At 46.1% G+C, this 17,005-nt stretch carries 16 protein-coding genes and 1 pseudogene; 5 read left to right on the top strand and 12 right to left on the bottom strand.

Annotated features, from left to right (window positions below; all coding sequences use genetic code 11):
• Positions 1-3: 3 nt before the first annotated feature.
• On the bottom strand, positions 4-168 hold the full coding sequence (locus QZW47_RS15750) for a DUF5989 family protein (RefSeq protein ID WP_293128405.1): 165 nt from the start codon (positions 166-168) through the stop codon (positions 4-6).
• Complete coding sequence (locus QZW47_RS15745) at positions 169-576, bottom strand: SxtJ family membrane protein (RefSeq protein ID WP_293128403.1); 408 nt, start codon at positions 574-576, stop codon at positions 169-171.
• Position 577: 1 nt separating this feature from the next.
• Here QZW47_RS15745 and QZW47_RS15740 point away from each other — a divergent pair, with 1 nt between their 5' ends.
• Positions 578-712, top strand: coding sequence for a hypothetical protein (locus QZW47_RS15740; RefSeq protein WP_293128401.1), 135 nt, complete (start codon positions 578-580; stop codon positions 710-712).
• 270 nt (positions 713-982) lie between these two features.
• On the opposite strand, the gene QZW47_RS15735 is transcribed toward QZW47_RS15740, so the two are convergent.
• The 5 genes from QZW47_RS15735 to QZW47_RS15715 form a co-directional block, all read right to left on the bottom strand.
• Positions 983-3,043, bottom strand: a complete 2,061-nt coding sequence (locus QZW47_RS15735) for a carbamoyltransferase (protein ID WP_293128399.1) — start codon at positions 3,041-3,043, stop codon at positions 983-985.
• A gap of 180 nt (positions 3,044-3,223) precedes the next feature.
• On the bottom strand, positions 3,224-3,622 hold the full coding sequence (locus tag QZW47_RS15730) for a hypothetical protein (RefSeq protein WP_366930886.1): 399 nt from the start codon (positions 3,620-3,622) through the stop codon (positions 3,224-3,226).
• Between the two features lie 340 nt (positions 3,623-3,962).
• Positions 3,963-5,315, bottom strand: a complete 1,353-nt coding sequence (locus tag QZW47_RS15725) for a sorbosone dehydrogenase family protein (protein ID WP_293128395.1) — start codon at positions 5,313-5,315, stop codon at positions 3,963-3,965.
• Positions 5,316-5,515: 200 nt separating this feature from the next.
• Complete coding sequence (locus QZW47_RS15720; RefSeq protein WP_293128393.1) at positions 5,516-6,022, bottom strand: autotransporter; 507 nt, start codon at positions 6,020-6,022, stop codon at positions 5,516-5,518.
• A 198-nt stretch (positions 6,023-6,220) separates the two neighbouring features.
• Entirely contained in the window at positions 6,221-6,400 is a 180-nt protein-coding gene (locus QZW47_RS15715; RefSeq protein WP_293128391.1) for a hypothetical protein, read from the bottom strand.
• A 417-nt stretch (positions 6,401-6,817) separates the two neighbouring features.
• Here QZW47_RS15715 and QZW47_RS15710 point away from each other — a divergent pair, with 417 nt between their 5' ends.
• Positions 6,818-7,453 carry a L,D-transpeptidase gene (locus tag QZW47_RS15710; RefSeq protein ID WP_293128389.1) on the top strand — a complete coding sequence of 212 codons (636 nt, stop codon included), beginning with the start codon at positions 6,818-6,820 and terminating at the stop codon, positions 7,451-7,453.
• A 69-nt stretch (positions 7,454-7,522) separates the two neighbouring features.
• Here QZW47_RS15710 and QZW47_RS15705 read toward each other — a convergent pair whose 3' ends face one another.
• The 5 genes and pseudogenes from QZW47_RS15705 to QZW47_RS15690 all read right to left on the bottom strand — a co-directional run bounded on the left by QZW47_RS15705 (position 7,523) and on the right by QZW47_RS15690 (position 14,213).
• A complete protein-coding gene (locus tag QZW47_RS15705) occupies positions 7,523-9,391 on the bottom strand; it encodes a tetratricopeptide repeat protein (RefSeq protein ID WP_293128387.1) in 1,869 nt (622 codons plus the stop codon).
• Positions 9,392-9,456: 65 nt separating this feature from the next.
• Positions 9,457-10,356, bottom strand: coding sequence for a Uma2 family endonuclease (locus QZW47_RS15700; protein ID WP_293128385.1), 900 nt, complete (start codon positions 10,354-10,356; stop codon positions 9,457-9,459).
• A gap of 22 nt (positions 10,357-10,378) precedes the next feature.
• The gene (locus QZW47_RS15695) at positions 10,379-13,282 is read right to left on the bottom strand and encodes a HEAT repeat domain-containing protein (RefSeq protein WP_293128383.1); all 2,904 of its coding nucleotides are present in this window, start codon (positions 13,280-13,282) and stop codon (positions 10,379-10,381) included.
• Between the two features lie 239 nt (positions 13,283-13,521).
• Positions 13,522-13,737: pseudogene (locus tag QZW47_RS30165) on the bottom strand (type II toxin-antitoxin system MqsA family antitoxin); the annotation flags it as partial.
• 281 nt (positions 13,738-14,018) lie between these two features.
• Positions 14,019-14,213 (bottom strand): DUF433 domain-containing protein, encoded by a 195-nt coding sequence (locus QZW47_RS15690; protein WP_293128382.1) that lies wholly within the window; start codon positions 14,211-14,213, stop codon positions 14,019-14,021.
• 42 nt (positions 14,214-14,255) lie between these two features.
• Between QZW47_RS15690 and QZW47_RS15685 the strand changes: the two genes are divergently transcribed.
• The 3 genes from QZW47_RS15685 to QZW47_RS15675 are packed head-to-tail and all read left to right on the top strand — an operon-like array spanning position 14,256 to position 16,692.
• Positions 14,256-15,068 carry an ABC transporter ATP-binding protein gene (locus QZW47_RS15685; protein WP_293128381.1) on the top strand — a complete coding sequence of 271 codons (813 nt, stop codon included), beginning with the start codon at positions 14,256-14,258 and terminating at the stop codon, positions 15,066-15,068.
• Entirely contained in the window at positions 15,065-15,823 is a 759-nt protein-coding gene (locus QZW47_RS15680; protein WP_293128379.1) for an ABC transporter ATP-binding protein, read from the top strand. Before QZW47_RS15685 ends, QZW47_RS15680 begins: the two co-directional genes overlap by 4 nt.
• Entirely contained in the window at positions 15,820-16,692 is an 873-nt protein-coding gene (locus QZW47_RS15675; RefSeq protein WP_293128377.1) for a DMT family transporter, read from the top strand. The genes QZW47_RS15680 and QZW47_RS15675 overlap by 4 nt, the downstream gene beginning before the upstream one ends.
• Positions 16,693-17,005 lie beyond the last annotated feature (313 nt).

Raw genomic sequence — 17,005 nt, 5'->3', positions numbered from 1 at the left:
CTTTCAAAACAGCGTGTAAATAAACGGAGCAATAACAGAACCCTGACTCAATACAATCAAAGCTCCCAAAAACACTAAAGTCACAATTAATGGTAGCAACCAATACTTTTGGCGTTCCTTCATAAACGCCCACAAATCTTTGAGAAAGTCTACTGTTGATTCAAACACTTAGAAAGGACGCTCCATACTAACTTTTGTTCTGGCTTTACTCGGGACGCGGTAAGTATCCATTTTCGGGTTCAACTTGCGCCGCATGGCATCTTCGCCAAATATGCCTTTGATAACTCCCATCGGCCAAATTATCAGATAAAAAACTATCCCCAAAATAATCGGCGTTTCAATCTTGTTGAGGGTTAGTCCAAACTGCATCCATGCGTGATAAACGGGATTCAGGGATTTCGGCGCAACTAATGCTAGCACAACTAGGACTGCACAAATTGCCCAGGGCCACCAAGGTAGAGAACTGCGCCGCAGTAAAGGTACTACTAAACCAAAGAGCACTGCTATTAAGCCGCCAATTAGGAGGCCGAAGTCGCGCAGGCCTTTTTTATCGAGTTTTTTAATTTCGTCGCTCATTTTGAAGGAAGAAGGAAGAAGGAAGAAGGAAGAAGGAAGAAGGAAGAAGGAAGAAGGAAGAAGGAAGAAGGAAGAAGGAAGAAGGAAGAAGGAAGAAGGAAGAGGGAAGAGGGAAGAGGTATCAACAATCGTCTAAAATTCTTGAGAAATCTCTCTTGTATCAGAGGCCCGATCCCCCTAAATCCCCCTTAATAAGGGGGACTTTGACACTCTTCCCCTGGTTGTAGGGGGACTTTGACACTCTTGTCCCCCCCTTATTAAGGGGGAGTAGGGGGCAAGCTAAGGGGGGATCGGGGCTTAATACTCATAAAGCAGACTTTGACTACATTTGAGCTGGTTGTTGACACTAATGGTTTTACGCGAAATTTTTTCTGTTATGAAAAAACTTACAAACCGCCTTTTTTTGCTAATCTAATTCAAATTCATTTTTCCAAGCATCATCTTGTTTCCAAGGGATTTGTTCAGATTTGGGAATCAAGTAATTCTCTATAACTAGATAGTCCATTTCGGTTCGCATGAAACAGCGGTAAGCATCTTCGGGAGTGCAAACAATTGGTTCGCCTCGGACGTTGAAAGATGTATTTACTAAAGTCGAACAGCCCGATCGCTCTTCAAAGTGACTGATTAAGTCATAGTACCGAGGATTGGTTTCTTTGTGAACTGTTTGGATGCGGGCGGAGTAATCGACGTGGGTGACAGCCGGAATTTCCGATCGCGGAATGTTAAGCTTTTCAATGCCAAACAACTGTTCTTGTTCCGCAGTCATGGGAATGCGGAGACTGGCTTTGACTGGAGCAACCAATAGCATATAAGGGCTAGAATGGTCAATCTCGAAATAATCGGCAACTCGTTCGGCTAAGATTGACGGTGCAAAGGGTCGAAATGATTCCCGATATTTGATTTTCAGGTTCATCACGGATTGCATCTTAGCATTGCGAGGATCGCCAATTATCGATCGCCCGCCCAGAGCCCGCGGCCCAAATTCCATCCGCCCTTGGAACCATCCGATGACGTTTCCCTGTTCCAAAATTTCCGCCAACTGTGGCATCAATTCGGCATCGTCCAATCGGTGATAGCTAGCTTTGACAGCATCCAAATATTCGATAATTTCCGCGTCAGCATAGCGTGGCCCCAAATACGAGCCCCGCATTTTGTCGTGACAAGTTAAATGAGCCACAGACTTCGCCACAGTTGCGACAGCTTGGTTCGTAGTAAGGACTTCAGTCCTCTCCAGGTTCGTAGTAAGGACTTCAGTCCTCTCCAGGTTCGTAGTAAGGACTTCAGTCCTCTCCAGGTTCGTAGTAAGGACTTCAGTCCTCTCCAGGTTCGTAGTAAGGACTTCAGTCCTCTCTTCCTTAATATTATTTGCAACGAGTGACTCATCGCCCACAGTGCGAGTTTGTTCGCAATACTGATACCAAATCGCCAAAGCTGCGCCCAAAGCACCGCCAGCATCTCCCGCCGCCGGCTGAATCCAAATATCCTTGAAAATATTTTCCCGCAAAAGCCTGCCGTTAGCAACGCAGTTGAGAGCAACGCCGCCGGCGAGACAAAGATAATCGACATCCAATTCTTTTTTAACTGTTCTGCACAGCCGCAAAACAACTTCTTCGGTGACAACTTGAATCGAAGCTGCAATGTCCATTTCCCGCTGAGTTAATTTACCTTCAGCTTGGCGTGCAGGGCCTTCAAACAGTTCGTCAAACTTCTGATTTGTCATGGTTAAGCCAACAGTGTAGTTGAAATAATCCATGTCTAAACGGAAAGTTCCGTCATCTTTGAGGTCGATTAAATGGGTGAGAATTTTGTCTACAAACTTGGGTTCGCCGTAGGGCGCTAAACCCATGAGTTTGTATTCGCCAGAGTTGACTTTGAAGCCTGTGTAGTAGGTGAAAGCTGAATAAAGCAAACCCAAGGAGTGGGGAAAATCGATTTCCCACTGAGGTGTGAGTTGGTTGCCGTCTCCCAGCCAGACTGAGGTTGTGGCCCATTCGCCCACGCCGTCGAGGCACAAAACGGCTGCTTTTTGAAACGGGCTGGGGAAAAATGCTGAGGCTGCGTGGGATTGGTGGTGTTCGGTAAATAGCAGAGGTGGCAGTTTATTGCTTTTGCAGTTTGCCATTTCTGCGAGCTCTCTTTTGAGCATGGTTTTGAGGTAAAGCTTTTCTTTTAGCCAGATGGGCATGGCGGTGAGGAAAGAGCGAAAACCTTTGGGTGCGTAGGCTAAATAGGTTTCGAGTAGGCGCTCGAATTTGACTAATGGTTTGTCGTAAAAGACGATGCGATCGAGTTCCCGCAATTCTATGTTTGCTTCTTTTAGGCAATAGGCGATCGCATTCTTAGGAAATCTGGCGTCGTGCTTTTTGCGGGAAAATCTTTCTTCCTGCGCTGCGGCGATAATTTCTCCATCGCGAATTAAGGCGGCGGCGCTGTCGTGGTAATACGCCGAGATTCCAAGTATGTTCATCGCTCTCCTCACACATCCCTATGCGCTGGTATCTGACTGTTTAGAATAGCTAACGATTATAGCTTTAGTGGTGCAGATTTGGAGTTGAGTTTTGCGATCGCCTCTAATTTTCCTGAAATTTTACCTAAATTGATGCTGGTGGGCGGCCCGCCGGTCGATCGCCCGTCTGAGTGCTTCGAGCTAGCGCCGGCGAATTCTGCGCCCCCAAGCTCTGAAGTAAGCGATCGTCGGAAATTGATAAAATTCTGCTACCAACCACAGCACAATCCCTAAATGGGACAAAAAAGCTAAACCAGTCCAAGCTGCGGGGAACCACGACAAGCGGCTGCCGGGAACCGGGGGAAAGTAGTAAGCCGAAAGTCCTAGCAAGGTGGTAGGAAGGAAGATCAGACCGATCGCCACGGCAAAATAAGGCCATCCCAATTCTAAGCCTTCGAGGTGCGCTCCTATCCATTTTTCACCGTTCCAGTGCCAAGTTACGGGCGGTTGGCGATCGGCCATTTTCAGCGATTGTCTTTCTTCGCTAGCCGTAAAAATGTGCTGGCAGAAGTTGCAACCTAGGGCTTCCATCATTGGCATGGTGGAAATTTCACCGGTGCGGCACACGGGACAGGGATATGTATCTTGAGAGTTGAAAGGTCGGGTTGATCGTTTGAGCGTCTGCATGGATCGGGCTGCTTGTCAAGATATTGAGTCATCTTAACAGAACACAGTTGTCAGTTGTCAGTTGTCAGTTGTCAGTTGACGGTTGACGGTTGTCAGTTGACGGTTGACGGTTGACGGTTGACGGTTGACGGTTGACGGTTGACGGTTGACGGTTGACGGTTGACGGTTGACGGTTGACGGTTGTAGGTAGCATTGTAGGTAGCATTGTAGGTAGCAGAATATTTTTGAGGTCGATCGAGCTATGGCGATCGCCCTATTGCGGCCCGCGGTACTGAACCCGATAAATCCGGTTGTTCGCCTCCTCAGTAAACAGCAAACTCCCGTCCGGTAAAACCAGCAAACCAACTGGTCGCCCCCAAGTTTTCGGGCCCGACGGGTCTGTGAGAAAACCCGTCAGAAAATCCTCATAATAACCTTGAGGGCGTCCGGTTGCCGCATTAAAAGGTACAAACACAATTTTATAACCGGTTCCAGCATTGCGGTTCCAACTGCCGCGAAACGCCACAAATGCCCCGTTCAGAAATCTTTTAGGAAACGTTTTTCCGTCGTAAAATTGCAGTCCCAAAGCTGCGGAATGCGCCTGAAACAAAACATCCGGCATCAATGTTTTTGCTGCTAAATCCGGTCGCTCGCTATTCCCATTTTTGACGTGGCGCGGGTCCAGCAAATTCGGTTTAAAATAAGTGTAAGGCCAGCCGTAAAACTCACCTTGACGAATTCTTGTCAAGTAATCCGGCACCAAATCATCTCCCAAACCGTCGCGTTCGTTGACTGTCGTGTAGAGTTGATTGGTTTTGGGGTGAAAATCCAATCCCACGGGATTTCGCAAACCTGAAGCAAAAGTTTGCTGGTTGGTGCCGTCCAAATTCATCACTTGCACCGACGCCCTCGGCAGCGGTTCGACATCGGCATTAGACTGGGAACCAACTGATACAAAAAGCTGGCGGTTGTTGGGAGAAACTACAACATTTCGCGTCCAGTGTTGGTTGTAGCCGCCGCCCGGTAAATCGGCAATTTTTTCACCGCTACCTGTTAATTGTTCCTGCCCTTTTGTGTAGGGAAATCGGCGGACTTCAGCGGTGTTTGCTAGGAAAAAATAGCGATCGGCAAAAGCCATACCAAAGGGAATATTTAACTTGTTTTGGGCGCTAGCAAAAGTCATGTTTACCTCAGCAACGCCGTCACCGTTGGCATCGCGCAACAGCCTGATCCGATTCTGGCGGGTTTCTGTTACCAAAACATCCCCTGTCGGCGTCAAAGCCAGCCATCGGGGAGCGTCTAAATTGTCAGCAAAAACGTTGACGACAAAGCCAGGAGGTACTCGCAGCACTGGCGATGGGGGAATCGCTATGACTTGAGGAGGTTTCGAGGCGCTTTCTGTGGCGAAAGGCTGCGGTAAAGAAGCTGGTGCAATCCGGATTGGCTGCGGGGAAAGCGGTTTGGTGGGCAGAGTTTGAGGGGTGCGAACATTGGTCAGCGGTACTGGGGAGGGAATCTGCGACAGCGGGCTTGGGGCGGCTGCGGGAGTCGCTGTGGCCTCTGTAGCTCGATCGCACGCAACCAGCGGCAGCAGTAGAATTAGCAACAGGAAACGCAGGTAATACATAGCAGCGATTTCTCAACAATTGCTCGACAATTCCATTATTACAATTCCTCGAAAAAAACGAAGCCACCGCGCGCGCGATGGCTTAATTAATTTCGCTTACTAATAACAGTTCGCAAAAAATGCAACTTTAGGGAGATGGTTTAAACCATCAGCTTCATCAGTCATCAAAAATCGAAAATCGAAAATGCTATAACCTAGCTCTACCAAAGGCCTCTCACGGGAGCCGGACGGGGAGCCGGAACCGGACGGGGAGCCGGAATCGGAGCTGGGGCCGGACGGGGAATCGGGCGGGGAGCTGGAGCCGGACGCGGCGGTGGCTCTGGGGCTGGGGCTGGACGCGGTGGTGGAGTGGAGGGACGAACAACCGTTGTCGATACCACCTTATAGTTGGGGATCACAACGATATTGTCCACCTGAGAGCCAACGTAGCTAGCCCTGACTTTCATTCCCGGTACGAGGCCGAGAATTTTCAGGACGCATTTTTGAATCCTGAGAGTCCGGTAGGGGGCGTTGTCTTCGCGAATTGTTACTACGTCGCCAACAATACTTTTGACAAAACCGGTAACGGTTTGAGCGTTTGCTGTTGTGGTGGTCTGCGTTTGGGCTATTTCAATTGGAAGGTTAGCCATCGCAGGATTCACTGAAACCGCCGATATTAGCACCGACAGGGTTGCACCTGTAAATAATTTGATCTTCTGAAGACGCATTGAAACCTCACATTAACTGCTTTTCAGGGTCGGGCTTGCTTCCGCAGCGCGAAAGTCCCAACCTCTTCACCTAATCCAGTTTAATCCCCGAAGTAGGAAATTTAGGACAATCTCAAAAAAGATTATCGAACAAGTGTTGAAAGACTAAATTTTACACGGTAAGTTCCCAATTTACAACAAGTTCAGGGCTTGGGAGCTCTAGAGTGCGGGCGTGATATATTGAGTTTGTTCGATCGATCGAACGGCCATTTTTTGGCGCCCGCCTAACTGTTGCTGCGGGGCCCAAACTCTCCCACAAGACAGATTGTACTTACCCGATGCAGCAGCGCTGTGGTGGCAATTTCTCGATCGCCGATCGGGAAATGCCAAAAAAATCAAATTAGTCGGATGTAAAATTAAATCATTTTCTTAGATGATTTATGCGTAAAGCGGGCTTTTTCGCGTATTTTTATGGCCAGACGACACCGATCCCGGTATAAAACCCCGGTTTCTTTAGTATTAGTGGCTAAGTTTTGTGTTGAGTTATCTCATCTCCGGTCAATTACCCGTAAAAAAAAATATTAGTTTGTAGTGAGGACTTCAGTCCGCATCAAATTTCAAGGACTCGGATTCCTCACTACCAAGCAATTTTCATGTTGTTATACAAGTTATAACTTGTGGAATTGAAACTAAAAACTGGGCTGGGCATTTACAGTCAAAAAGCCATGTCAAAATTTTTCAACTCGGGTGCGGTTTGCGGATAATTAGATCGAAACTTTGTAGGAACTGCTGGTGAGGAGTTTAGCGAACAAAATAATGGTAAACAGCAAATTTTTATTGAACAAGTTAATAGTGCTGAGTTTGAGTGCAACCGCGCTGTCGATCGCACTACAGCAACAAGCAACAGCCCAATCAGTTGCTAATTTGAATAATAGCGCGATCGCCCAGCAGGCGCCAAAATCAGAGGTAAAACTGCCAGCGCTGGGAGTTCCCGAACTGCCGCCCCTAGACGAACCGTCTCGGTATCTGCCGCAGGACCCAAAAGCTGCGGAAAATCCGATGGAGGAAGTGCGTTTAGTGCTGAGATTGCGAGAACGCCGCGTCTATGTTTACCGCAAAAATAAGGTGCAAGCCAGTTTCCCGGTGGCTGTGGGGAAAGACGGCTGGGAAACTCCCACGGGTAACTTTAAAGTTATGCAAATGATTAAAGATCCTGTTTGGGAGCATCCTTGGACGGGAGAACTTGTACCCGCAGGGCCGGACAATCCGCTGGGTACCAGGTGGATCGGGTTTTGGACGGATGGCAAAAATGTCATCGGTTTTCACGGGACTCCTACTCCAGAGTCGATCGGGCGAGCGGCTTCTCACGGTTGTGTCAGAATGTTCGATAAAGATGCCCAAGCTTTATTTGAGAAAGTCGCAGTGGGTACCCCAGTGATAGTTGAGAAGTAATCAGGTTTGTAGTGAGGACTTCAGTCCTTCTTAATGCGGACTAAAGTCCTCACTACAAACCTGGATTTTTCAAATAGATTGCTGATATTTTTCCAGCAATTCCGGGATATAATCGTAGCCGTCAACACCAATTACCGGAATGATATTCGATCGACTTTTTGTCAAAGACTCTTTAAAAGCGTCAGCCCCCATTTGTCCCCGCAAAATAGTCAGTAAACCAGCCGATTTCCGCCACTCCATCGCCCCAATTTGCTCCAAAGTATACATTCCCAAACAGCCCGCAAATATCGCTTGTTCTAGCTCGTTCAAGCTATAATAAGCTTGAGCGAGATAAGCCAAATTCAAACCTTGCAGGTACAAATCGCCGGAAAACTGAGCAGCTTGCCAACCTTTGATCAAATACTCGATCGCACCCGCGGCATTTTCCAGAGCAATTTTAGCAATACCGAGGCTGCTAGAGCAAAAAGCTTGACTTTGCCTGTCGCCTAATTTTTCTGAAAGTAACAAACCTTGCTCCAAATAGCCGATCGCACTTTCATAAACCTCCGGTTCCACCTCCTCCAACTGCCGCGCTTGAAACACCTCGCTGTAGCCCAAATTAGCCAGCGCATTCGCCTCACCTTGCCGCTCTCCGGCTTGCCGTGCCAGAATCAAAGCCCGCTGGCTGTAATTAATCGCTTCCTGATAATTTTTTTGAGCAACATAATTGCGGCTGATGTGATTGAGATTCGCGACTTCGCAGGCTTTATCTCCTTCCGTGCGGGCAATTTCCAGCGATTGCTTGTGCAATAAGATCGATCGCTCATAGGCCCCCGCAGCCTGCATCGAATAACCCAAAAGCGTCAAAATCCGAGCCTTCGCTTGAGTACCTTCAACACGTCGCAGCGGTTCATCTAAATAATCTAAAGTGTGCCGCAAAGCCTTACCATCAAAGGAAGCAAAAATTCCGCCATAAAGCGGAAAATATTCTCGCTGAGAAAACGCGCGTAAGATTTGCAAAGTTACTTGAAAACAAGCATTAGCCAACTGCTGGCCACTCTTAGTAGAATTATTAAACCCACTAGCTAGCTGACTCCAAATTACCGCAAAAGTAATGTAAGTAGAAATCGAAGCTTTTGTGGATACTTTGGAATCGTAAACTTGCTTATCAAACCATGTCGCCAAAGCCCGCTGTAAGCACTGCAAAACAATCGCCAACTCCAGCAATGTACTTAATTCTACATTAGATTGCTTAGCGGCAAATTCAACGATAGAATCACCCCTAGCAATAGTCTGCAAAAGAGCCTGAGAAAACGGACTGTTAACCTTTTTTGCCCAAAACGCCCAAGGCCCATTTTGTTCGGGACTGCCGGCGAATCCTAGCTGCTGTGGTTGATAAATCCAGCCGACGAGTTCCGGTTCCAAACGCTGCCAAGATTCTAAACCTTTAGCAATACCGGCGGTGATTTGCTGCAAATCTCGTTCAGTTTCGGGATTGGTAGTTTGCAGCATTTGTTGATGCACAGATTTGGACAACTGCTGCAATTGGTCGAGAGTCAGCGGATGTTGTTTGTTTGGGTCAATTATTTGCAATAATGCCAGGAGGCGGTCGTTGGATTCGACGGTGAGAATTTGTTGGATGGAAGATGCGATTTCGCGATCTACTCGGTTATCTTTCTGCCAGCGTTCCCATTCTCCTTGGATGGTTTTTAGCGCTCTGAGGCTACGATTTGCCTTGGCTTGTTTGATTTCGTCCTTTTCATTTCTGAGCAGGTTGTCGGTGGCATCTAAGCGTTCGCCGAAACAGCGTTCAAAGATTTCGCCGGTGCCGGTGCCAATGTCTTGCACCAACATTTGATATACTTGTTCTTTGGAGCGAATTTGACCTTTGAGGGTGATTTCGACAATTTTATCGATCAGTGCTAGGTAGCGATCGCGCAATGAAGTAGATTCTGGCATAATTTATGATTAGTTAATAAGTTTTTATTGACAAGGCAGACAGTATTTCAGGTGGCTAATTAATTTTACAAATCCTCTGGATTCATGCCCATATCCCGCAGTAACTCTGCCAATCGATTGGCGCGCTGTCTTTCTGATTCCGCCCGCTGTCTTTCTGATTCAGCGCGTTGACTTTCTAATTCAGCCCGCTGTCTTTCTGATTCAGCCTGCTGTCTTTCTGAGTCAGCGCGCTGACTTTCAGATTCAGCGCGTTGTCTTTCAAATTCAGCCTGCTGTCTTTCAAATTCAGCGCGTTGTCTTTCAAATTCTTCGGGAGTCAGAACCCAATCACCACTAGCATCGTACCAGCGCAGCCACAACCTCGAAAAACCTTCATAACAGCCTTCCCACAAACCGATACCTAACTCTAACTCCGGTATCCAGAATCGTGACTCGGTTAAAACTTGTTCCTCGTAACGATTGTCAATCAATTGAAATACCCTCAGTTGATTGGTGTAGCGACTAAAAACAAAGTAATAAGGAATCTGCAAAATCTCTTCATAAACTCGCCACTTAGTAGGCGGTTTATTTCGTACTTCTGGGGTGATTCCCAAATCCTCATCTTCAGTTCCAGGTGACAGCAATTCTACTACTACTAGAGGACTAATATTTTCTTGCCACATCACGTAGCTGAGGCGTAAATCCTCACCTCGATAGAATCTCTGGGCCCCTAAAACGAGAAACCAATCGGGTCTTTTATACCAATTGAGATGGTTAGAATCGTAGTATAGATTCAGGTCTGTCGCTATAAATATTTGGTCTAGGGGATGGTTGCGCGGACGGCAGGTTAGACGCAGCAGTTGGGGTTGATAGTCGTGGAATTCGTCAGGCAAACCGGGCTCCTCCGGGTCTTCACTAGGTAAATCATACATCGTGGGGAGCAGTTTGGTCTGGGAAGGCTGCGAGTCATGTTTGTATGCAGTCATAAGATTACCCCGGCTAGACGGCTTAAGGAGATTGAGGCGGTACGGCGATTAAGACATTATAGCGGTTTTCGATTTGTTTGGGCAAAAAGTCAGTATCCTTGGCACCGGGAATCTTTGCCAAATAACAATCACGAACTGCTAACATAAAACCTTTAATTGCCTCTGGCGGATTTTGAAAGTCTGCATATATTAGAAAATCGCACCACTTGTTTTCGTCTTCACCATAAATATCGACCAAATGCAGCCCTGCTAAATACTCGGCTACGGGGTCAAGTACAAAGCGGACATTCTCTTTGCTAGGAACATTCGTTTGCATGAGATGGAGTTTTTCTTCGAGATATTTAAAGCGTCTTTCCACATCTTGTGGATCAAATGCAGATAGCGCATTGATGGCATCTTGAATCTTAGTGCTAGTGGGTCGATAAGTCAGCTTCAGGCATTCCCAAGCGAGCAATTTAGCATCTTCGTGAACGGTGATATCTGTCAATTTATTCTCTACCATGTCCCGGTTTAGCTCGTTCAGGTATGACAGCATTAAATCTGGTATATTTTCAGGTAACTTACCCGTTTTGTTGCCTTCCATTTTCGCAACTAACACATCGGCGTACAGTTTGGCAAACAATACAGTTGTACTTCGGCCTTGAATTCTGATTTCCTCTAAAAGTTTAGCCAAATCGCCGCAGGCATAATGAAATTGGGAACCGTTAAAAAGATTCAATTTCCCTAGCTTGTCTAAGTATTTTTCCATAAAAGATGATAGTTCCGAGCCCTCAATTCGCAACGGGTGAAGCGTGTTTTTGTTGGCTTGACCCATTGTGGAATCAAGTCGCGAAGTCACAACCAAAGCATTGACGGGAAAATCGGCAGCATTAGGATTGATTTCCTTTTGGGTTGTTTCTGCCATTTCTGAAAAATGGTCGGCAATTACCAGGATACGGCGCTGTTGTAGCAATTTTTGTAGCAGTTCTTCAGAAATAGGGGTGGGATGGTTGGTGATAGATTTTAGTTGACCGCGTATGGCTTCAAAAAAGGGATGTTTGCCCTCGGCAACTTTAGTTTCTAATTCTTCTTCGATCAAGATTGGAATCATCAGGTGTTTGCAGAGGCGTTTTGTTTTATCGGGTTCCATTGCCCAATCGGCAATTTGACAAGCGATGCTGGTTTTGCCGATACCGCCTTCACCCCAGATGAGCAGACAGATTCGCTTTTTGGTGAAAATTGTTGGCAAATCTTGACCTCTAAGTTGAGGTAGTTTTTTGTCGTCTAATTCAAAAGAAACTGGGATGTAAGTAGCGCGGTTTTTGACTGTATTTCGTTGAGCAAATTGTTCGCGGACTGTTTCTATGTGGGCCGAAATCCAGGAATCTAGAACTCTGGGACGGTAAATGAAAATACTGATAAAGGTAAGGTCGCGAATTCGGACGGGAGCACCGCCCCATGTTTCAGGTAGTTTAAATTCGTAGGGTTTGAGTGCGTCGTTGATTCGCAGCAGCCATAGGGGACGCAGCCGGAGGATTGCAAACCACAGGGAGGGGAAGAAGATTAGGTAAATTATTGTTGCTGCTACCCACTGATTCTGGCTAATTAAATTGAATAAGTTGGCGTTTTGTTCGGCTTTGAGATTCTTGATGTATACACGGAAGTTTGGGATTATTTTCTTGCTCTGTGAGTCATAATCTAAACTAGACTTATCAGCTTCAGGTGTAGACTCTTCCAAAATTTTTAAGGCTGATTCTAGGTTTGATACCGCCTGATTTAACTCCGATGGGGTTAGCGTCTTTGCCTTTTCTTGAAGGCTAAGAGCAATGTTTTCCAAAGCAGAGGCTGCACTCCTACGCACGTCTGCATCCGAGTCTTTGAGCAACAGAATTAGCTGCGGCACAGCAGTTTTAGCTTCTGCACCGATACTCCCCAAAGCATAGGCTGCACGGCTAGGCACAAATGGATTTGAGTCTGTAAGCAGGGGAATTAGCTGTGGCACAGCAGCTTTAGCTTCTGCACCAATATTCCCTAAAGCTTGGGTTGCACTGCCACGCACCCCTTCATGAGAGTCTTGAAGCAGGGGAATTAGCTGTGGTACAGCAGCTTTAGCTTCTACACCGATATTCCCCAAAGCAGAGGCTACACTTATACGCACCTCTGCATCTGAGTCTTGAAGCAGGGGAATTAGCTGTGGCACAGTAGTTTTAGCTTCTGCACCGATACTTCCCAATACAAAAGCTGCACTGCTACGCATCTTGGCATCTGAGTCTTTAAGCAGGGGAACTAGGTGTGGCACAACAGTTTTAGCTTCTGCACCGATTTTCTTTAAGGCATAGGCGGCTCTGAAACGTACCTCTGCATCTGAGTCTTTAAGGAGCGGAATTAGTTGTGGCGCAGCAGTTTTAGATTCTGCACCGATTTCCCCCAAAGCAGAGGCGGCACTGCCACGCACGTATGCCTTGAAGTCTTTAAGGAGGGTAATTAGCTGTGGCACAGCCATTTTAGCTTCTGCACCGATACTCCCCAAAGCAGAGGCTGCGCTGCTACGTACACCTGCATCGGGATTGTTCAAAGCTTTAGCAAGGTCAGGAATAGCAGGATAGCCAATTTTTGTGAGAACCTCGGCAGCACTCCGGCGGACTAGCAAATTCTGATCCTGCAAAGCTTTCATCAAAGCAGGGATGGCTGGTTTACCTATTTGTCCTAACTTGTTAATAGCTGCATCAAGTTCCCTTTCATCGTTAGTCTTTAACTTCTCGATGAGGGAGGCAATTTCTTTGGGGTTAACTGTGGGTTCGTCCACAATTCCAGCCGTAGCATTACGAATCAACAGTAAAGGCGATGTGAAAGATAAAAACGAGACGGCAATTACGGCAACTAATCTTTTTCGGTAGCGCGTCGTCATGGGCCAGAATCCTTGTATTTGATGAGCCGTATCAGCCATTTTAATAATTGTATCTACATTCTCATCACACTGGTTTTCTGAATCCGGGCGATCTAAATTTGTGCTTGTCTGGGGTAAAATTGATAATCGATCTCCCTAAATTTCCTTAAACAGCGGGACTTTAAGAATATAAGTAATTGAACTCATAGCTGGTGTGAGGGGAGAATTACAGCAGTGAATCTATTTTAAATGCTGCCAAGGGCTAGCATCGCATCTTCCAAAACACACCAAAAAAATATTTACGTGTAACTTTTACTGGGAATTTGGATATATGAATCAGGCATTTCATGCTGCTGGTGAATAGCAAAGAAACGGCGCTCAATTTCTTTAAGCACTGCTGCATCATAATAAATCATACCGCAATCAAGACAAATCTCAACAGGCGTGTTAGGAACTAGCAAGTGTTTACCTTTGTGACTGTAAAGGTAATTGATTTTACGTTCTTCATAGCGGTTGCTACCGCAGCATTGGTGTCAACTTAACCTCAAACGTAGTGCGATTTTTCTGTCTAGCGATTCAGGCCTGATCCCCCCTAGCCCCCCTTAAGAAGGGGGGGACAAGATTCTTCTCAAAGTCCCCCTTCTTAAGGGGGATTTAGGGGGATCAGGCTTCGGATAAAAGCGATATTTCTCAATGGTTTTAGGCTTAAGCTGACAACAGTGCTACCACAGGTATTGCATCGGATTTCTCGCATGAGTTTATCCTCATTATCCGGGATTTCGGATTCTCAATCGACCTAATTCATTAGACAAGCTTGAATATCTGCTCTTTCTAGCCAAGGATAGCCTTCTAAAATGGTTTCAGGAGTATCACCGGCCGCTAGCATTCCTAGAACATGATCGACAGCCAGACGGCGACCCCGAACGATCGGTTTTCCGTTAAATATTTTGGGGTTGACGGTGATTCGTTCTAAAAGTTTTTGATTATCCATAATTTGAGGGATAATTAGATAATCACTATTCTATCATATTTGATGATTTCGGAACGACTTACTCTCTCAAAAAGCTCTCCTGTTTTAGAAGCCCAAGGATTAACTCGCCGCTTTGGCGGTTTGGTGGCTGTAAACGATGTATCTTTTACAGTTCAAAAAGATGAGATTTTTGGATTGATCGGCCCTAACGGCGCTGGCAAAACTACTCTGTTTAATGTAATGACTGGACTGATACCTGCTTCGAGTGGGAATCTGATTTATCAAAACGAAAATATTTCTAAATTGCGGCCTTATCAAATTGCTAATAAAGGTATTGCGCGGACGTTTCAAAATATTAGATTGTTTGGAGAACTTTCTGTGTTGGAGAATGTGGCGATCGCCCGACACATCCACAGCCGATCGCAAAATCCGGTATTATCGCTACTATCGGGGATTTTCGGCTTGCCAGAGTCTAACGCAATGGAGCGCAAAACCCAGCGGAAAGCCAGGGAATTGTTGGATTTGGTCGGTTTGGGCGATCGCGCGGGCGAACAAGCCAAAAACCTGCCCTATGGCGATCAGAGGCGTTTAGAAATTGCCCGCGCCTTGGCCCTAGAACCGAAAATCTTGTTGTTAGATGAACCTGCGGCGGGGATGAATCCTACGGAAAAGCACAAGTTAAGCGATTTCATCCGCGAAGTGCGCGCACAATTCAATTTAACTGTAATATTGATCGAGCATCACGTACCGCTGGTGATGGGATTGTGCGATCGAATTGCGGTGTTGCATTTCGGTCAAATGATTGCCTTGGGTGAGCCTGCGATTGTGAGGAATAATCCGGCTGTGATTGAGGCTTATTTGGGAGATGAAAGATGAAAGAGACACAAAATGAAATGCAACATAGCCCAATTCAAACAAAAGAAAATATCCTCTTAGAACTCAAAAATCTCTGTGTAAATTACGGCGGCATTCAAGCCCTACAACATATCAATTTAACCGTAAATGCGGGCGAGGTTGTCAGTCTCATCGGCGCTAACGGTGCGGGAAAAAGTACCACGCTGAGAGCAATTTCTAAAATGGTTAATTTGCGGGAAGGACAAATCATCTACAGCGGGCGCGATATTAGCCGCCGCCAAGCTCACGAAGTGGTAAAATTGGGAATCGCCCACAGTCCCGAAGGGCGCAGGGTTTTGGCGCAGCAAACGGTGTTAGCTAACTTGGAATTGGGGGCATATATTCGATCGGACTCCGCAGCAATCAAAGCCGATTTAGCCCAGCAATTCGAGCTATTTCCGCGCCTAGCAGAAAGACGGACTCAACTAGCGGGAACCCTTAGTGGCGGGGAACAGCAAATGCTGGCGATCGCCCGCGCGCTCATGAGCCGACCGAAACTGCTATTATTAGACGAGCCTAGTTTAGGCTTAGCACCTGCGATCGTTAAAGAAATTTTCGCGATCGTGCAAAACTTACGCTCCACGGGCGTTACAATCCTGTTAGTCGAACAAAACGCGAATTTAGCATTGCAGATTGCCGATCGGGCTTACGTACTAGAAGCTGGTAACATTACCATCACAGGTATAGGATCGGATTTGCTAAACGACGAGCGAATCAGGAGCGCATATTTAGGTTGACTTGGTTAATTTTTGGCATTCTCACGGCTTTTTTTGAAGCAGTAAAAGACGTTTTCGGCAAACAAAACCTGAAAAACAACGATGAATATGTTGTAACTTGGTCATTAGCATTTTTTTCAGCAGTCTTTTTAGCACCCTTTCTGTTTTTCATAAAAATACCACAACTCAACCCACAATTAAACCCGCAATTCTGGATAGCCTTGTCAATCGGAGGAAGCATCAACGCACTCGCAGCTATCCTCTACATTAAAGCCATCAAACAATCTGACTTATCCCTCACCGTGCCGCTAGTAGCTTTGACACCTTTATTCATGCTGCTAACTTCACCATTAATTGTCGGCGAATATCCCAACTTTTTTGATTGTATCGGAATCTTTCTCATAGTCACCGGTTCCTATCTATTAAATATCAAAGAAAAATCTCAAGGATACCTAGCGCCCTTCAAAGCACTGCTGCACCAACCAGGGCCAAAATTAATGTTAATCGTAGCATTTCTCTGGAGTATCACCTCAAACTTTGATAAAATCGGCGTGCAAAACTCCTCCCCAATTTTTTGGTTGTTCTCTTTATTTACGGCCATGAGTGTGTTACTGCTGCCAGTTTTGCTGCACAAAACCCCTAATCCCAGCCGCAAAATTATCAAGCACTTACCGATGCTAGTAATAATGGGTTTTTTCAATGCTTTAGGAGTCGTTTTTCAGATGCAAGCTTTGACAATGACTTTAGTTATGCAAGTAATAGCAGTTAAGCGTACCAGCGTATTAATGGGTGTACTCTTCGGCCATTTCATTTTCAAGGAAAAAGATATTCAGCAAAGATTGTTAGGATCTGCTATTATGATTCTGGGAGTTTTCTTTATCACCCTATGATCGGCCTGAGGTTCGTAGTGAGGACTTTAGTCCGCATCCAAACCCGAAGCCGTAGGGTGCGTCGCCTGCGATAAATACCTAACTAAGTACAGACAATCTGAAAGCGACGCACTTGGTTATTTAAGTATGATTTTCCGTAGTACATAAAAAAATCTAGCCGTAGGGTGCGTCGCCTGCGATAAATACCTAACTAAGTATCGACAATCTGAAAGCGACGCACCTAGATTATTTAAGAGCGAGTTTGATCGATTATTTTGTCAGGTGCGTCGCTATGAGACTGTCTGTATTTTTTTAAGGATTTTCGAGGGCGACA

The organism is Microcoleus sp. bin38.metabat.b11b12b14.051 (genome assembly GCF_013299165.1).
In the GTDB taxonomy this organism is placed as follows: domain Bacteria; phylum Cyanobacteriota; class Cyanobacteriia; order Cyanobacteriales; family Microcoleaceae; genus Microcoleus.
Note: the sequence above shows the minus strand (reverse complement) of the source record. Positions and strands in the feature narration are given on the sequence as shown.